The organism is Kutzneria sp. NPDC051319 (genome assembly GCF_040682195.1).
Classification (GTDB): Bacteria; Actinomycetota; Actinomycetes; order Mycobacteriales; family Pseudonocardiaceae; genus Kutzneria.
Genome location: NZ_JBFBAM010000035.1, coordinates 21,213 through 36,242 on the forward strand (window position 1 = coordinate 21,213; position 15,030 = coordinate 36,242).

Below are 15,030 nucleotides of genomic sequence, written 5' to 3' on the forward strand. Positions count from 1 at the left end.
TGGTAACGGTGTTATCGAAGGCCGCCGGCTGGCAGGATGATGCTGTGGAGCAGCCAGTGCCGTCAGACGCCAAGCGAGTGTCGGATGCCGACCGCGGGATGGTGGCCGGCCAGCTCAAGAAGGCTCATGCGGAGGGCCGCCTCGACCTGAACGAGTTCGACGAGCGCACCCGGCTGGTGTGGGAGGCGCGGACGTTCGGGGAGCTGGCGGCGGTGACGGCGGACCTGCCCGATGTGCGTCAACCGGTGCCGTGGTCGCGGTCGGAGTTGGTGCAGGAGCCGGCGTCGACGAGCGCGCCGACGGCGGAGGTGGCGCGCCGGCCGGAGGGCCGTGGCTCGGCGGTCATGAGGGTGGCGACCGGGGCCTGGTTCGCGGCGAGCCTGGTGAACTTCGTGATCTGGGCGATCGTGGTGTTCACGGAGGGCATGGTCTACCCGTGGTGGATCTGGGTGGCCGGACCGTGGGGAGCCCTGCTGGTCGCGGGCTACATCCTGGGCCTCGGACGCGACAACCGGGGCTGAGCGGAGGCCCTGTCACTGGGGCTGACCGGGCGTGACCTGCGTCTCGATTTGGGCGATGCGGATGAGCACCGTACACTGGATTGACGGCGCACTCGTCGCGTCGATTCCGTCGTGCCTGCGGTGATCTTGACGTCACCGTGTTCGTGATCTTGGTGGGCGATCGGAGTCGGGGTGTCGCGCGGGCCGCACACCAGTCATACCACCGTCACGAAACGCGGAGGACATGGGCAAGAAGGACGGGGCCATCGAGGTCGAGGGCCGCGTGGTCGAGCCACTCCCCAACGCGATGTTCCGAGTCGAGTTGGAGAACGGCCACAAGGTTCTCGCACACATCAGCGGCAAGATGCGGCAGCACTACATCCGTATCCTGCCGGAGGACCGGGTTGTCGTGGAGCTGTCGCCCTACGACCTGTCCCGCGGCCGAATCGTCTACCGCTACAAGTGAGGTTAGGGATGTGGGGGCGCATGCTTCGCCTGAGCACCCCTAACAGGGCTCACTGGGGGCCTGGCCCCCAGACCCCCACACCGGGGGCAAGCCCCCGGACCCCCACCGTGGGGTCCGGACTCCGGACCCCACACACCACGCAACGCAGGAGTGCACGACCGTGAAGGTCCAGCCGAGCGTCAAGAAGATCTGCGACAAGTGCAAGGTGATCCGCCGTCACGGCCGGGTCATGGTGATCTGCGACAACCTGCGACACAAGCAGCGTCAGGGCTGAGTCGCAGGGGGTGGGTCGACATGCTTCGCCGTCGACCCCCTGCTGGAGCTTTCTGGGGGCCCGGCCCCCAGGCCCCCACGCCGGGGCAAGCCCCGGACCCCCGAGACCATCGAACCTCGTACTCGTCGCTGATCCACTCAAGTGGACGCGACCACAAGTACACACACCTCCTCGACCCTGCCGAGTGCCACACGCATTCGGCTCACCCCCGGACTCCAGGCCGGGGCTGGGACAGCACCCGCGCAAGCGGGCGCAACGGCACAGCGAGTCGGTCCCGGAACGGACGAGGAGCAGACCTGGAGCGATGAAACAAGTGAGGAGCAGTACGCCGCATGGCACGACTCGCTGGCGTCGACCTTCCCCGCGAAAAGCGGATGGAGATCGCGCTGACTTACATCTTCGGCATTGGCCGGACTCGCTCGAAGGCGCTCCTGGCCGCGACGGGCATCAGCCCCGACCTGCGCGCCAAGGACCTGGGCGACGACGACCTGGCCAAGCTGCGTGAGCACATCGAGGCCAACTACAAGGTCGAGGGTGACCTCCGCCGCGAGGTCCAGGCCGACATCCGTCGCAAGATGGAGATCGGCTGCTACGAGGGGCTTCGGCACCGTCGTGGGCTTCCCGTGCGTGGTCAGCGGACGAAGACCAACGCCCGCACCCGCAAGGGCCCGAAGAAGACGGTGGCCGGCAAGAAGAAGGCCGGTAAGAAGTAACCCCCGCTAGCTAGGAGATCTGAAGCAGAAATGCCACCCAAGACTCGCTCCGGCGCCGGGGTCAAGAAGGTCCGGCGCAAGGAGAAGAAGAACGTCTCTCACGGGCACGCCCACATCAAGAGCACGTTCAACAACACGATCGTTTCCATCACGGACCCGACCGGCGCCGTCATCGCGTGGGCCTCGGCCGGCCACGTGGGCTTCAAGGGCTCGCGTAAGTCGACGCCGTTCGCCGCGCAGATGGCCGCCGAGAACGCCGCCCGCAAGGCGGCCGAGCACGGCATGCGCAAGGTCGACGTGTTCGTGAAGGGCCCCGGCTCCGGCCGGGAGACCGCGATCCGCTCGCTGCAGGCGGCGGGCCTCGAGGTCGGAACCATCCAGGACGTGACCCCGCAGCCCCACAACGGCTGCCGCCCGCCCAAGCGGCGCCGGGTCTAGGGTACGGGGAGGAGTAAGCACAGATGGCTCGTTACACCGGCCCCGCGTCGCGCATCTCGCGCCGCCTCAAGGTCGACCTCGTCGGCGGCGACAAGTCCTTTGAACGCCGTCCGTATCCGCCCGGCCAGCACGGCCGCGGTCGCATCAAGGAGTCCGAGTACCTCCTGCAGCTGCAGGAGAAGCAGAAGGCTCGCTACACCTACGGCGTGCTGGAGCGTCAGTTCCGTCGCTACTACGAGGAAGCGGTTCGCAAGTCCGGCAAGACCGGCGAGAACCTGCTGCAGATCCTCGAGGCGCGACTGGACAACGTCGTCTACCGCGCCGGTCTGGCTCGCACTCGCCGCCAGGCCCGCCAGCTGGTCAGCCACGGTCACTTCATCGTGAACGGCCACAAGGTGAACATCCCCAGCTACCGGGTGTCCAAGTGGGACATCATCGACGTGAAGCCGAAGTCGCTGCCGACGCTGCCTTTCGAGGTCGCCAAGGCCACCTTCGGTGACCGTCCGATCCCGGCTTGGCTCCAGGTGGTTCCGTCCACCCTGCGTGTTCTGGTGCACCAGCTCCCCGAGCGGGCCCAGATCGACACGCCGGTGTCGGAGCAGCTGATCGTCGAGCTGTACTCGAAGTGATCCTTTCCGGCCTGGCCGCCCTCGGGCGGTCAGGCCGGAACTCGGTCGACGTCAAATAGCGGGCGTCGTACGAAAGAAGGTAAGCAGTGCTCATCTCTCAGCGACCCACGCTCGCCGAAGAGCCCATCAACGACACCCGGTCCCGGTTCGTCATCGAGCCGCTGGAGCCCGGGTTCGGCTACACGTTGGGCAACTCGATCCGGCGCACGCTGCTGTCGTCCATCCCGGGCGCGGCCGTGACGAGCATCCGGATCGACGGCGTGCTGCACGAGTTCACCACGGTTCCCGGGGTGAAGGAGGATGTCACCGACATCATCCTGAACCTCAAGGAGCTGGTCGTGTCCTCCGAGGAGGACGAGCCGGTGACCATGTACCTGCGCAAGCAGGGCCCCGGCGCGGTGACCGCGGGCGACATCGTGCCTCCGGCCGGTGTCACCGTGCACAACCCCGACCTGCACATCGCCACCCTCAACGCCAAGGGCAAGCTGGAGATCGAGCTCGTTGTCGAGCGCGGTCGCGGCTACGTCCCGGCGGTGCAGAACAAGCAGGCCGGCGCCGAGATCGGCCGGATCCCGGTCGACTCGATCTACTCGCCGGTCCTGAAGGTGACGTACAAGGTCGAGGCCACTCGTGTCGAGCAGCGCACCGACTTCGACAAGCTGATCCTGGACGTGGAGACCAAGCCGTCGATCACGCCTCGCGACTCCGTCGCGTCCGCGGGCAAGACGCTGGTCGAGCTCTTCGGGCTGGCCCGTGAGCTCAACACCGACGCTGAGGGCATCGAGATCGGCCCGTCGCCGGCCGAGGCGGACACCATCGCCGCGTTCGCGATGCCGATCGAGGACCTGGACCTCACGGTCCGGTCCTACAACTGCCTCAAGCGTGAGGGCATCCACACCGTCGGCGAACTGGTCTCGCGCAGCGAGGCCGACCTGCTCGACATCCGCAACTTCGGCGCCAAGTCGATCGACGAGGTCAAGCTCAAGCTCGTCGGCCTCGGCCTCGCGCTGAAGGACAGCCCGCCCGGATTCGACCCGTCGGTCGCCGCGACCGACTTCCCGGCCGACGCGGGCTGGTCCGACGCGGGTGTGGACGGACACCACGACGACGGCCAGGACTACGCAGAGACTGAGCAGCTCTGACCCAGCTGTTCTAGACCACAGGAGTAACGGAAATGCCGACCCCCACCAAGGGCGCCCGGCTTGGCGGGTCTCCGGCCCACGAGCGGCTGCTGCTGGCCAACCTGGCCACGGCGCTGTTCACCCACGGGCGGATCAAGACCACCGAGGCCAAGGCGCGCAAGCTGCGTCCGCTCGCCGAGCGGCTGATCAGCAAGGCCAAGCGCGGCGACCTGCACAACCGTCGCGAGGTCCTCAAGACCATCCGCGACAAGGACGTGCTGCACAAGCTGTTCGCCGAGATCGGCCCGCACTTCGCCGACCGCAACGGTGGCTACACCCGCATCGTGAAGACCATGCCCCGCAAGGGCGACAACGCCCCCATGGCCGTGATCGAGCTGATCGCGGAGCAGCTGGTCGCCACCGAGGCCGAGAAGGCCCGCGGCACCAAGTTCGCCAAGGACGAGGCCGCGACCCCGGCCGCCGAGGTCGTCGAGACCCCGGCTGCCGAGGAGGCCGTCGCTGACGAGGCCGCCGAGACCGAGGCTGTCGCCGAGGCCGAGGAGACCACCGAGGCTGAGGACAAGAAGTCCGAGTGACTTCGGTTCACGACGAGCCCGCCATTCCCGCTGGGGATGGCGGGCTCGTTCGCGTGCGGCTCGATCTCGGCTACGACGGCACGGACTTCTCCGGTTGGGCCCGCCAGCCCGAGCGGCGCACGGTGTGCGGCGTGTTGGAAGACGCGCTGTCCCAGGTGTTCCGGCAGCCGCTGACGCTGACCGTGGCCGGCCGGACCGACGCCGGCGTGCACGCCGGCGGTCAGGTGGCGCACGTCGACCTGCCGGCGGAGTCCGATGTGGACGGTCTGCCGAAGAGACTGTCCCGCATCCTGCCGGCCGATGTGCGGGTGTTCCGGGCGATCCGGGTGCCCGACGAGTTCGACGCGCGCTTCACCGCGCTGCGCCGGCACTACGAGTACCGCGTGGCCGACGCCCCCTTCGGCGCCCATCCGCTGCGCCGGCTGGACACCCTGTCCTGGCCCCGCCCACTGTCGCTGGCGGCCATGGCCGAGGCGTCCCGGCTGCTGCTCGGCGAACACGACTTCTGCGCCTTCTGCAAACGACGCGAGGGCGCCACCACCATCCGCGAGCTCCAGCGGCTGGAGTGGACGCGAGGCGAGGACGGCGTGCTGACCGCCGCCGTGTCCGCCGACGCCTTCTGCCACTCCATGGTCCGCAGCCTGGTCGGGGCGCTGCTGTCCGTCGGCGAGGGCCGCAAGCCCGTCGACTGGCCGGCCTCCCTGCTGCGCGCCAGCGAGCGTTCCAGCTCCGTCAGCGTCGCCCCGCCGCACGGCCTGACCCTGGTCCGCGTCGACTACCCGGCCGACGCCGACCTGGCCGCCCGCGCCGCGATCACCCGCAACGTCCGGGTCAGCTCCGCAGGCTGATTGGTTGTGAAGGGGGCTTTCCCGCACTCGGAATGTGGGAAAGCCCCCTTCACAGCTTCAGTGGGCTCTACTTGAAGGTGATCGGCTGCCAGGTGTGGCCGGCGTCGGTGGTGCGGTAGAGGACGGAGCCGTTCCACGCGTCGGGGGCGCCGGTGATCACGGTGCCGGTGGCGTGGTCGACGAACTGGAGGTCGGCCAGGCCGAAGCGGTCCTGGTCGAGCTCGGTGGTCTGCCAGGTGCGGCCGCCGTCGGTGGTGCTGTAGAGCAGCTCCACGCCGCCGCCGGTGGCGGCGATGGCGGCGTTCTGGTCGGAGCCGGAGGCGAAGCCCTGGATGATGCCGGCCAGCGGGGCCTCGGCGTCGGAGGGCAGGTAGCGGACGCCGAGGGCGGCCGCGCTGACCAGCTGCTTGTGCATGTGGCCGGGCGAGGGGTCGGACGGGTCGCCGAGGCAGAGGTCGAGCACCTTGCCCTGCCGCACGCCGTCGAGCAGGGTCTGCTTGGACGCGTCGCAGGGCAGCGGCGAGGCCGTGAAGTGCGTGCCGTCGGTGGACGTCCAGTACTTGCTGGTGGACTGGTCGGCGCCGATGGAGACCTGCACGCCGCCGCCGACCGCGAGGTCTCCGTAGGTGATGCCGCCGTCCAGCGACAGGCCGGGCACGGCGGCCAGGGTCTTGGCCCCGACCTTGCCGGTGTAGAGCTGGGTGGTGTTGTGGTCGGGCTGGCTGAGGGTGCTGGCCAGGGCCAGCACGTGCCCGTCGGCGATGGCGATCTTGTTGAGGTAGCTGGGGCTGGGCAGCCCGGCCAGCGTCACGGCGAACCAGTGGTGGCCGCCGTCGGTGCTGGCCTGGATGTGCTCGCCGTCCGAGACGAAGGCGTGCTTGGCGTCGGGCACGGTCAGCGCGACGTGGTTGTGGTTGTCGGGCAGCGAGATCGGCGGGGCGGCCAGCCGGGACCACCGAGCGCCGCCGTCGGTGGTCTCCAGCAGGTAGCCGGTCGTTCCGGCGTAGCCGAGCACGTAGCCGTGCTGCGGCGTGAGCCAGGTGCTCGATGCCGGTGCGAATCCGGTCGGCACCGTGGCGGCCGAGGCGGTCGCGGGCACGGCGAGCAGGGCAGTCGCCGCGGCGACCGCCAGCGCCGCACATCGTGTGAACGTCATGATGCGGTGACGGTCGGTGACACGGACGGGTTGCGTCGGATCCGGCCAGAATGTCGGCGAATCAGTCGCCGCGGCGGACCGGCCCGAGGATCTGCTTCTCACGCTCGTTGGTGACCAGGCGGATCGGCACCCACAGGTCCTGGCCCAACGCCAGCACGTGGTCGTCGCGCAGCTGGGACAGCTCGGTGACCCGGGCCGGGTTGAGTCGCCACATCCGGCCGGCCAGCTGGGCCTGCGCGGCCTGGAGCCGCTGGATCAACACCAGGTCGGCGTTCATGGCCAGCGCCCCGGCCTGCGGGTGCAGGTAGGGCAGCACGTACATGGTGGTCTGCCAGGGCGTGCGCGGCGGCAGCAGCTCGACCGGGGTGGCGCCGCCGTCGTGCACGACCAGCAGCGGATTGTCCTCGGAGCTGTCGGGCAACTCGATCGGCGACAGCCGGCGGATGGACACCAGCGGCAGCGGACGCTCGTTTGGCCCGGTGGTGGTGGCCTGGGCCAGCGCCTGCCAGGCCTGTGGGCGGCCGGTGGCGATGATTACCCAGGCGCCTGCGGCCAGCGCCCGCAGCGCGAGCTGGCGGGCCAGGTACAGGCCGCCGAGGGCGACCACGCGGGTGGGCATCGGGCGCAGCAGCGAGACGCTGGCCGGCTCGTTGGCCGGGTCGCTGCCGATCAGGGTGCCGCCGCGCTCGGCCGACGGGCTGACGGCGTCCAGCAGCTCGGGCGACACCAGGTACTCGGGGGCGAGCCCGCCGACCTTGCCCATGGTGTCGCGGGACCGGGTCTGACCCGTGCTCATGCCCATCCTCCGAACGGCAGCGTCGCGGCCAGCGCGGCGGTCTGCAGGCCGCGCAGCGGGGTGACGTCGAATCCGAGCTGGTCGGACATCTTCTCCAGCCGGTCCTCGGCGCGGTCCAGCTCGGACGGGGTGCGGGCGCTGATCCGGACCAGCCCGCGCAGCCCGACCTGGCCGTCCTGCCCACCGGGCGAGATGGCCAGCGCGACCGTGGAGGACAGCGCCCGGATGCTGGTGAACGCGTTCAGGCCGGCGGCGACGCCGCCGCTGGGCCAGCCGGTGATGGAGTAGCTGGAGTGGCCGACGCCGGCGGCGGTCACGCCGCCCCACTTCTCGGTCAGCCCCACGCGGCCCTCGGCGGCCTGCGCGCCGGTCAGCTCGCTGATGGCGATGCCGGTGGTGAGCAGCTCGTCGGAGTCCAGCGGGCGGGTCGGCACGCCACGGCCCTCCAGGGCGCTGCGCACGCGGGACAGCGCGCCGATCAGCGCCCGGTGCGCGCCGACGACGCCGCCGCCACGCTCGCGGATGGCCGCTCCGCAGCGCCGCGGGTCCAGCCGCACGGCCACGAGCGTGGTGCGCCGCGCGGAGGTCGGCAGCGCGCCGAGCACCTCCATGTAGGAGGACAGCGCGGGCGAGTTGGGGGGCAGCACGGCGCTGCCGGGGTAGCAGTGCCACAGCACACGGATCGAGTCGAGGACCACGCCGCGGTCTTCGAGGCACGGCGCCAGCGCGCCGAGCGGCAGGTTGGGGGCCTTGCCGATGGGCGAGACGAGCAGCGGCTCCAGCTCCACCCGCAGCACGGCCGTCCAGACGCCGTCCTGCCACGCCATGCCGACCGGCGCGCGCTCGTGGTCGACGGCGTGCGCGACGACAAGATCCGGCACCGCGAGCCGGAGCAGCGCGACCCGGGCGTCCTCGGCGCCGATGACCTTCGTCTCACCGTCGTCGTCGACGGGGACGGTCGCGGCCTCGGCCGGCGAGCTGACCCGGCTGTGCGAGCGGAACAGGTAGCGGACCGTCAGGCCCACCCACTGGGTGAACCACCGGCCACTCCAGCGGATGAACGTCAGGATGAGGGCCAGGCCGGCGATGCCGCCGGCGACCGGCAGCAGCGAGGTGTTGATCGCGAGCAGGCCGAGGCCGACGGCCACGCCGATCTCCAGCACGACGAGGTTGGCCACCGGCAGGCCGCCGATGCTCGCGCCCGCCTTGCGCCGGCGTGCCGGCGGCACGCGCTGCGGCGGTGGCGCTGCCGGCTGCGCCTGCGGCGGTGGCGCGCCGTTGCTGGGCGGCCCCGGGCGTTGCGTGGTGACGGACATCCGCTCGATCTTCCCCTCGGTGTGCGCTGCGATATCGGGCGATGGCCGATCGGGTCGTCCCGAAGCACACCCGGCCGGCACTGCCTCCCGCTATCCTGCGAAACCGTACCGCGAACAGGAGAGCTGCGAGCCGCGAATGCCTTCGACACCTACGAGCAAGTCCCAGGTCCAGGCGTATCGATTCATGCTGAGGCGGATGGAGTCCGCCTTGGTGCGCAAGGACTCGGTCATGATGCACGACCCGATGGGGTCGCACATGCGCTCGGCCGTGGTGGGCGTGCTGCTCGCCATGGTCGCGGCCATCGGCTTCGTCCTGTTCGCCGTGTTGAGCCCGGCGGGCTCGGTGCCCGAGGCCAACGGCGTCGTGATCGGCAAGCAGTCCGGCGCGGTGTACGCGTTGATCACCGACAGCAGCAACAACAAGCGCCTGGTGCCCACGTTCAATGTGACGTCGGCTCGGCTGATCCTGTTGGCCAACAGCAGCGGCGGCGGTGGCGGGCAGGCCGGGGCCGCCTCGCCCGCGGTGGCCACGCCGGCCGTGGTCGACGACGACGTGCTCAAGGGCCTCCCGCGTGACAAGAAGCAGGGCCTTGTGGACGGTCCGCAGATGCTTCCCGTTGGGCCGCAACGGGTCGGCAACTTCTGGGACGTGTGCGACACGCTGCCCGACAACGCCGACAAGAGCTCGACGCCGACCACGTCGGTGATCGGCGGCGTGGACGGGGTCGGCTCGGAGATCAGCCTGTCGCAGCCGCTGCTGGTCACCCCGGACCGGGGCAAGTCGTACTACCTGATCTACCGCAAGTCCTCGTTCAGCACGAGCCTCGGCCTGAACCACACGCGGGTGGTCAAGTCCGAAGTGGACCTGGACCGGGACAAGGCCATCGCCAACGCCTACCGGTTGCAGGAGCAGTACGCGCGGCCGATCAGCAGCGCGGTGCTCAACGCCGTCCCGGGCACGGTGCCGCTGAGCCTGCCCGACATTCCCGGCCGCGGCGAGCAGCCGACCAGCTACGAGGCGCCGGCCGGCGCGAAGATCGGCGATGTGATGCACACCGTCGAGGTCGACAACTCCGACCACTACTACGTGCTGGTGGCCGAGGGACGGCACGAGGTCTCCCCGGTCGCGGCCGAGGCCATCTACGAGAACGGCGGCACCAAGCCGCACAACGTGGAGCCGGGCGACCTGAAGGCGGTCCCGCGCATCCACACGCCGTGGGCGCTCGACGAGTTCCCGGTGGAGAAGGTCAATCCGGTCGACTACAACGACTACCCGGCGGTCTGCGCGGCCTGGAGCTATCCGGACAACAACCCGAGCATGACCGTGCGCATCCTCGAAGCCGGCAAGCCGCTGCTGCCCAACAACGTCAAGCCGATCAAGCTGGGCACGCCGAGCACCGACGGCACCAAGGTCGCCGACTTCTACCTGCCCACCGGCCAGGCCGCCGTGGTGCGGGACAGCACCTCCACTTCGGACGAGCGCACCGGCCCGGTGTACGTGGTCTCCGATCTCGGCGTGCGGTACGGCTTCGCGTCGTCGATCGCCACCATGACCCCGGACCAGGTGGCCGCGGGCGTCGGCCTCGGGGATCCGGCCAGCTACCCGCCGGCCCCGGACGCCATCGTGAAGCTGCTGCCGCAGGGCACCGCGCTCGATCCGGGCGCCGCGCTGCGCACCTACGACACCATGCAGCTGCCGGCCGACGCCGGCAGCTACCCGACCGCGGCGCCCAGCAACAACCAGCAGGCGCCGCCGGCCGGCGGGTCGGGGAACTGAACCAGGCCCGGGCGCGTCGAAGGGGCCGGAGCATTCGACGAGAGGGGACGGCGTGAGCGGCGTGCACATCGATCCGGACTGGATCGCGAGCTATGCCAAGACGGTGTCCCGGTCGGCGTCCGAGCTGGGTTCGGCGCGCGACGCCCTCAAGGGCGCGCCGCTGCCGGCCGACGCCTTCGGCCAGCTCGGGCGCAACACTGGCGCCGACACCGCGTACGCCCAGGCCGCGCAGACGCTGTCCGAGCAGCTGGCCCGGGCGGTCGACGCGCTGACCGCGGCGTCCGAGAGCCTGGCCAAGACCGCCGACCACTACGGCTCGCACGACCAGGACGTGGCGGCCCTGCTGAAGAAGGCGGGCGCCAGGTGAGCGCGTCGCCGGCCCACCTGGACTACCTGTCCCAGATCAGCCGCCAGCTGGGCGTGACCGATCCCGTCGAGGAGTACTACGCGCCGCTGGTCGGCAAGTGGTCCGCGCTGCGGGACGAGGCCGACCGCTGGCGCAAGGCGGCCAAGGCCGCCGGCGAGGTCACCGACACGCTGACCAAGTCCCTGGGCGGGCTGGACGCGTCGTGGCAGGGCAAGGACGCCGACTCGTTCATGGCCTACATGCAGTCCTACGGCCTGTCCGGGCACGACCTCGCCGACGCCATGAATGCCATGGCCGACGCGTTGCAGCAGACCGCCGACGGTGTCGAGCACCTGGTCGACCAGCTCGGCGACACGCTGGCCGAGAGCGCCGACACCGTGTCCGAGGCGCTGTCCGTGCCCGTGCACGGGGAGAAGCGGGCCACCGAGCACCTCGACGACCAGCACGAGCCGACCAAGCAGCTGTTCGAGTCCGTGCGGGACGTGCTGGAGGCCTTCACCAAGCTGTGCGATGGTGTGCACGGCGGCGACGCCTTCTCCAAGATCACCGTCAAGCACGCGATGCCGACCGGGAACTGGTCGTACGACTACGCCCCGCCGGCCCAGCCTCCGTCGCAGCCCCAGCCCGCCGCGGCAACCGCCCCGGCCGCCGCGGCCGCACCCGCCGCCCACGCCGCCGCTGCTGCGGCCGGTGGTGGCGGCGGAGGAGGCGGTGGTGGAGCCCACGCCGCCATGCCGTCCGCCGCCGGGATCGCTCACGACGCCGTACAGGCACCGGGCGCGGGCACCGTTTCCGGCGCCGTCGAACCAACCTCCACCGAGCACTTCAGCCCGGCTCCCGCTGCCCCGGCGGCCGCTGCCCCGCCCGCCGGCGGCGGGCAGGCCGGCGGTGGCATGGGCATGATGGGCGGCATGGCCGGCGGCCAGAAGGGCCAGGGCGGCGAGGACCAGGAGCACAAGTCCAAGATCCGGCTCAGCGGTGATCTGCGTGACCTGCTGGGAGCGCCGGAGAAGACCGCGCCCACGGTCATCGGCGAGAACTAGGCGGTTCGACTCGGCAAAAAGGGGCCCCGCAAGCGCGGGGCCCCTTTCACTGTCGAGTGAGGCTCACATGCGCAGCCGTTGCGGGGCGGCCGGTCGGTGGTTGCGGCGGGCCCGGTTCGTGGCGTGGACCAGGAACAGGGTGATCAGCAGCAGGGCGACGCCGATGAGCGTGCCGTACATGGCCCACATCATCGGCGACAGGCTCTTGACCTCGGCCACGCCGACGTCCGACGGGATAGACGCGGCCTTGGCCGTGGCCGGCGCGTTGGGCTCACCCGGGACCACGGCGGTCAGCGCGGCCACCGGGTCGACCATGCCGTAGCCGACCTGGTTGTTGCGGCCGGACGGCGTGCCCGGGTGCTGGGCGGTCATCTCGATGCGGCGCATCACCTGGTACGCGTCGAGATTGGGGAACTTGTCCCTGACCAGCGCGGCCAGCCCGGCCACGTACGGGGCGGCGAAGCTGGTGCCCTGCAACGTCTGCATCTGCCCGTTGACGGACTCCTGGTTGGCCAGGCCGGAGGTGCGGCCCGGGTCCAGGGTGATGATGCCGGTGCCCGGGCCGGCGACGCCGACCCACGGCCCCCACATGGAGAAGGCGGACGGCGCGCCCGGGCTGGGACCGTCGGTGTTGATCGCGCCGACCGACAGCACGTCGTTGGCGAACCAGGCCGGCGACTCGATCCACTTGGGACGGTTGGGATCCGGGTTGTCGTTCTGCGTGTTGCAGGGAGCGCCCTGGCTCAGGTTGCCGGCGGCGGCCACGATGACCACCTTCTTGTCGTTCACCGCGTAGTGCACGATGCGCTGCAACAGCTTCTGCGAGCTCTGGTCGAGCGGGCCCATGTTCAGGGTCAGGCAGGCCGACAGCGAAATATTGATGACCGTGGCGTGTTTCTCGACGGCGGTCAGGATGGCGTAGGCCAGCGAGGTGGAGTTGCCGGCCCCGCGGTCGGTCTGGTCGGTCGGCGTCTTGACCTTGATCGACGGGCTGGTCTGCCGGATCGGGAGGATCTTGGCCTTGGGGGCCACGCCCTGGAAGCCGACACCGGTGCCGGTGGTGTCCGCGCCGATGATGCCGGCCACCTCGGTGCCGTGGCCGTCGCAGTCGTCCTTGTTCACGCCGGTGACGCCGCCGAGGTAGTCGACCTTCGGCAGCAGTCGCCCGGTGAACTCATCGTGCGTGTTCACGCCGGTGTCGATCACGGCCACGGTCTGGCTCTGCCCCGTGGAGTACTGGTGCGCCTCGTCCAGGCGCAGCCAGGTCTGGCCGTTGGGCGCCTCCTTGAGCTGCGCGCCGCCGCCACTGGAGCTGATGCACTGCTGCTGCTCGGTGAAGGTGCCGTTGGCGACCCCGATGCCCTTGTCCGGCGTCACGTTGGCCGGCGCCCCCGTCTCGGTCAGCGCCGGCGGGGCCCACGCGTCGGAGTCGGCGGCGGGCACGGTGTTCTGGGCCAGCGCGGGCGCCAGGCCGGGGCCGAGCAGCGCGACCAGGACGGTCGCCGCCAGCGCGGTTGTCCGTGTGATCCGCATGATCCCCTCAGAGGTTCAGGTGGCGCAGCGTGCTGTAGAGGTCCATGACGGCCAGCGCCAGCGGCACCACCGAGGCGATGCAGACGGCCTCGAACACGTCGACGGAGCGGCGCAGCACGGGCGAGAACTTGCGGTTGGGGAAGGCGACGCCGAGCACCAGGGCGGCCGCGCCGACCACGATCAGCGTGCCGAACACCCACAGCAGCCGGCCGAACGGGTCGGACAGCGCGATCCAGCCGGCCAGCACGCCGGCGCCGGCGACGATGCCGCTGGCCAGCAGGGCGACGGCCTGGCAGCCGTTGGCGTACGTGCGCGAGCGCAGCAGCATCACCAGCGTGACCGCGACGGCGAAGATCGGGCCCCACACGGTGCCGGAGGTGGCGGCCAGCACGGCGGCGACGGCGGAGGTCACGCCGGCGCCGATGATCATGCCGGTCATGTACTCGTGGGCGAGGCCGGCTCGCTTCTCGATCATGGCGTACTCGGGGAAGCCGCCGTCGTCCTTGAGGTCCTCGGCGTTGCTGGGCACGGTCGGCAGCGGCAGCTTGGCCAGCCGGATGGTGAAGCGCGGCAGCCAGGACAGCGCGACCAGCGACACCGCGGCCGCACCGGCGGCGACGCCGGCGATGGGCTGCGTGTCCAGCAGCGCGCCGACCAGGAAGGCCAGCCAGCCCAGGGTGGACGCGGTGGCGGCCGCGATGAACACGGTCACGCCCGATCCGACCAGCAGGATGCAGGCCCAGGAAACGATCATCACCAGCAGGCAGGCCAACAACAGGCTCCACCGGGTGAGCTCGCCCGGGATCACGTACAGCCCGGCCACGAAGGCCATCGGCAGCCCGCCGGCCGCGGCGACGATCACCCCGGTCACGGGCACCTGGTAGACCCGGGTCAGCACGGCGCCGACCGCGACGCTGGCGATCATGCCGACGCCGGCGGCGATCGCCGCCACCAGGCCGTAGCCGCCGGGCGTCAACGGGCCGGCCAGCAGCACCGCGACGGCCGCGCCGATCAGCGCGACCGTGCCGGCCACGTGACCGATCCGCCTTGCGGTGTCGGCGGTCCACGGCCGGAAACTGTCCGGATTGGACTCCGCGATGGCGTCGACGACGTCGTCGTACAGCGGCGGCGGCGGATTCTCCGAGCGGCGGCGCAACTGCAGCAGGTCGCCGTCCACGACGCCGAGCGAGGCCAGCGTGCGGCTCGCGTCCAGCGGCGGGTCGCCCAGCTTGGCCAGGCACCAGCCGCCGTGGCGGGCGCCGCCGTCCGGCTTGACCTCCTTGGCCATGTGCAACAGCATCGGCATCAGGTCGGCAACCGCGACGTCGGACGGCAACGCGACGTCGATCCGTGTCTGCGGTGCGACCACCGTCACCCGGCTGAACACCGTCGTACCGGTCGCCACCTGGGCCCCCTCGTCTTTCGGTCTCGTGTGGACTCACCACCGCCGTGTGCGG

Annotated in this window: 17 protein-coding genes; 12 read left to right on the forward strand and 5 right to left on the reverse strand. The window is 70.8% G+C overall.

The window, feature by feature from the left end:
* The first annotated feature begins 44 nt into the window (after positions 1-44).
* The 9 genes from AB0M73_RS29205 (at position 45) to truA (ending at position 5,585) form a co-directional block, all read left to right on the forward strand.
* Positions 45-521 carry a DUF1707 domain-containing protein gene (locus AB0M73_RS29205; RefSeq protein ID WP_363896901.1) on the forward strand — a complete coding sequence of 159 codons (477 nt, stop codon included), beginning with the start codon at positions 45-47 and terminating at the stop codon, positions 519-521.
* A gap of 223 nt (positions 522-744) precedes the next feature.
* A complete protein-coding gene (gene infA / locus AB0M73_RS29210; protein ID WP_005166804.1) occupies positions 745-966 on the forward strand; it encodes a translation initiation factor IF-1 in 222 nt (73 codons plus the stop codon).
* Between the two features lie 160 nt (positions 967-1,126).
* A complete protein-coding gene (rpmJ, locus tag AB0M73_RS29215) occupies positions 1,127-1,240 on the forward strand; it encodes a 50S ribosomal protein L36 (protein WP_022925314.1) in 114 nt (37 codons plus the stop codon).
* Between the two features lie 332 nt (positions 1,241-1,572).
* A complete protein-coding gene (gene rpsM / locus AB0M73_RS29220) occupies positions 1,573-1,953 on the forward strand; it encodes a 30S ribosomal protein S13 (RefSeq protein ID WP_043721567.1) in 381 nt (126 codons plus the stop codon).
* A 30-nt stretch (positions 1,954-1,983) separates the two neighbouring features.
* A complete protein-coding gene (rpsK, locus tag AB0M73_RS29225) occupies positions 1,984-2,391 on the forward strand; it encodes a 30S ribosomal protein S11 (protein WP_025361358.1) in 408 nt (135 codons plus the stop codon).
* Positions 2,392-2,414: 23 nt separating this feature from the next.
* Positions 2,415-3,020, forward strand: a complete 606-nt coding sequence (gene rpsD / locus AB0M73_RS29230) for a 30S ribosomal protein S4 (protein WP_363896907.1) — start codon at positions 2,415-2,417, stop codon at positions 3,018-3,020.
* An 86-nt stretch (positions 3,021-3,106) separates the two neighbouring features.
* Entirely contained in the window at positions 3,107-4,162 is a 1,056-nt protein-coding gene (locus AB0M73_RS29235) for a DNA-directed RNA polymerase subunit alpha (protein WP_043721571.1), read from the forward strand.
* A gap of 32 nt (positions 4,163-4,194) precedes the next feature.
* Positions 4,195-4,737, forward strand: a complete 543-nt coding sequence (rplQ, locus tag AB0M73_RS29240; RefSeq protein ID WP_363896911.1) for a 50S ribosomal protein L17 — start codon at positions 4,195-4,197, stop codon at positions 4,735-4,737.
* A complete protein-coding gene (truA, locus tag AB0M73_RS29245) occupies positions 4,734-5,585 on the forward strand; it encodes a tRNA pseudouridine(38-40) synthase TruA (RefSeq protein WP_363896914.1) in 852 nt (283 codons plus the stop codon). Before rplQ ends, truA begins: the two co-directional genes overlap by 4 nt.
* A 67-nt stretch (positions 5,586-5,652) precedes the next feature.
* On the opposite strand, the gene AB0M73_RS29250 is transcribed toward truA, so the two are convergent.
* The 3 genes from AB0M73_RS29250 to eccE form a co-directional block, all read right to left on the reverse strand.
* Positions 5,653-6,741, reverse strand: coding sequence for a hypothetical protein (locus AB0M73_RS29250; RefSeq protein WP_363896917.1), 1,089 nt, complete (start codon positions 6,739-6,741; stop codon positions 5,653-5,655).
* Between the two features lie 61 nt (positions 6,742-6,802).
* Positions 6,803-7,537 (reverse strand): hypothetical protein, encoded by a 735-nt coding sequence (locus AB0M73_RS29255; protein ID WP_363896920.1) that lies wholly within the window; start codon positions 7,535-7,537, stop codon positions 6,803-6,805.
* Entirely contained in the window at positions 7,534-8,715 is a 1,182-nt protein-coding gene (gene eccE / locus AB0M73_RS29260) for a type VII secretion protein EccE (RefSeq protein WP_363897070.1), read from the reverse strand. The genes AB0M73_RS29255 and eccE overlap by 4 nt, the downstream gene beginning before the upstream one ends.
* Positions 8,716-8,989: 274 nt before the next feature.
* On the opposite strand from eccE, the gene eccB reads away from it, so the two are divergent.
* From eccB to AB0M73_RS29275, 3 genes are read left to right on the forward strand one after another with little or no spacing between them, the layout of a single operon-like run.
* A complete protein-coding gene (gene eccB, locus AB0M73_RS29265; RefSeq protein ID WP_363896923.1) occupies positions 8,990-10,630 on the forward strand; it encodes a type VII secretion protein EccB in 1,641 nt (546 codons plus the stop codon).
* A gap of 52 nt (positions 10,631-10,682) precedes the next feature.
* Entirely contained in the window at positions 10,683-10,997 is a 315-nt protein-coding gene (locus AB0M73_RS29270; protein ID WP_363896926.1) for a type VII secretion target, read from the forward strand.
* Positions 10,994-12,040: a WXG100 family type VII secretion target gene (locus AB0M73_RS29275; protein ID WP_363896929.1), complete on the forward strand. Its 1,047-nt coding sequence runs from the start codon at positions 10,994-10,996 to the stop codon at positions 12,038-12,040. The genes AB0M73_RS29270 and AB0M73_RS29275 overlap by 4 nt, the downstream gene beginning before the upstream one ends.
* A gap of 63 nt (positions 12,041-12,103) precedes the next feature.
* Here the strand turns inward: AB0M73_RS29275 and mycP are convergent, their stop codons facing one another.
* Positions 12,104-13,573, reverse strand: a complete 1,470-nt coding sequence (gene mycP, locus AB0M73_RS29280) for a type VII secretion-associated serine protease mycosin (protein WP_363896932.1) — start codon at positions 13,571-13,573, stop codon at positions 12,104-12,106.
* Between the two features lie 7 nt (positions 13,574-13,580).
* The gene (gene eccD / locus AB0M73_RS29285) at positions 13,581-14,978 is read right to left on the reverse strand and encodes a type VII secretion integral membrane protein EccD (RefSeq protein WP_363896935.1); all 1,398 of its coding nucleotides are present in this window, start codon (positions 14,976-14,978) and stop codon (positions 13,581-13,583) included.
* Positions 14,979-15,030: the final 52 nt, after the last annotated feature.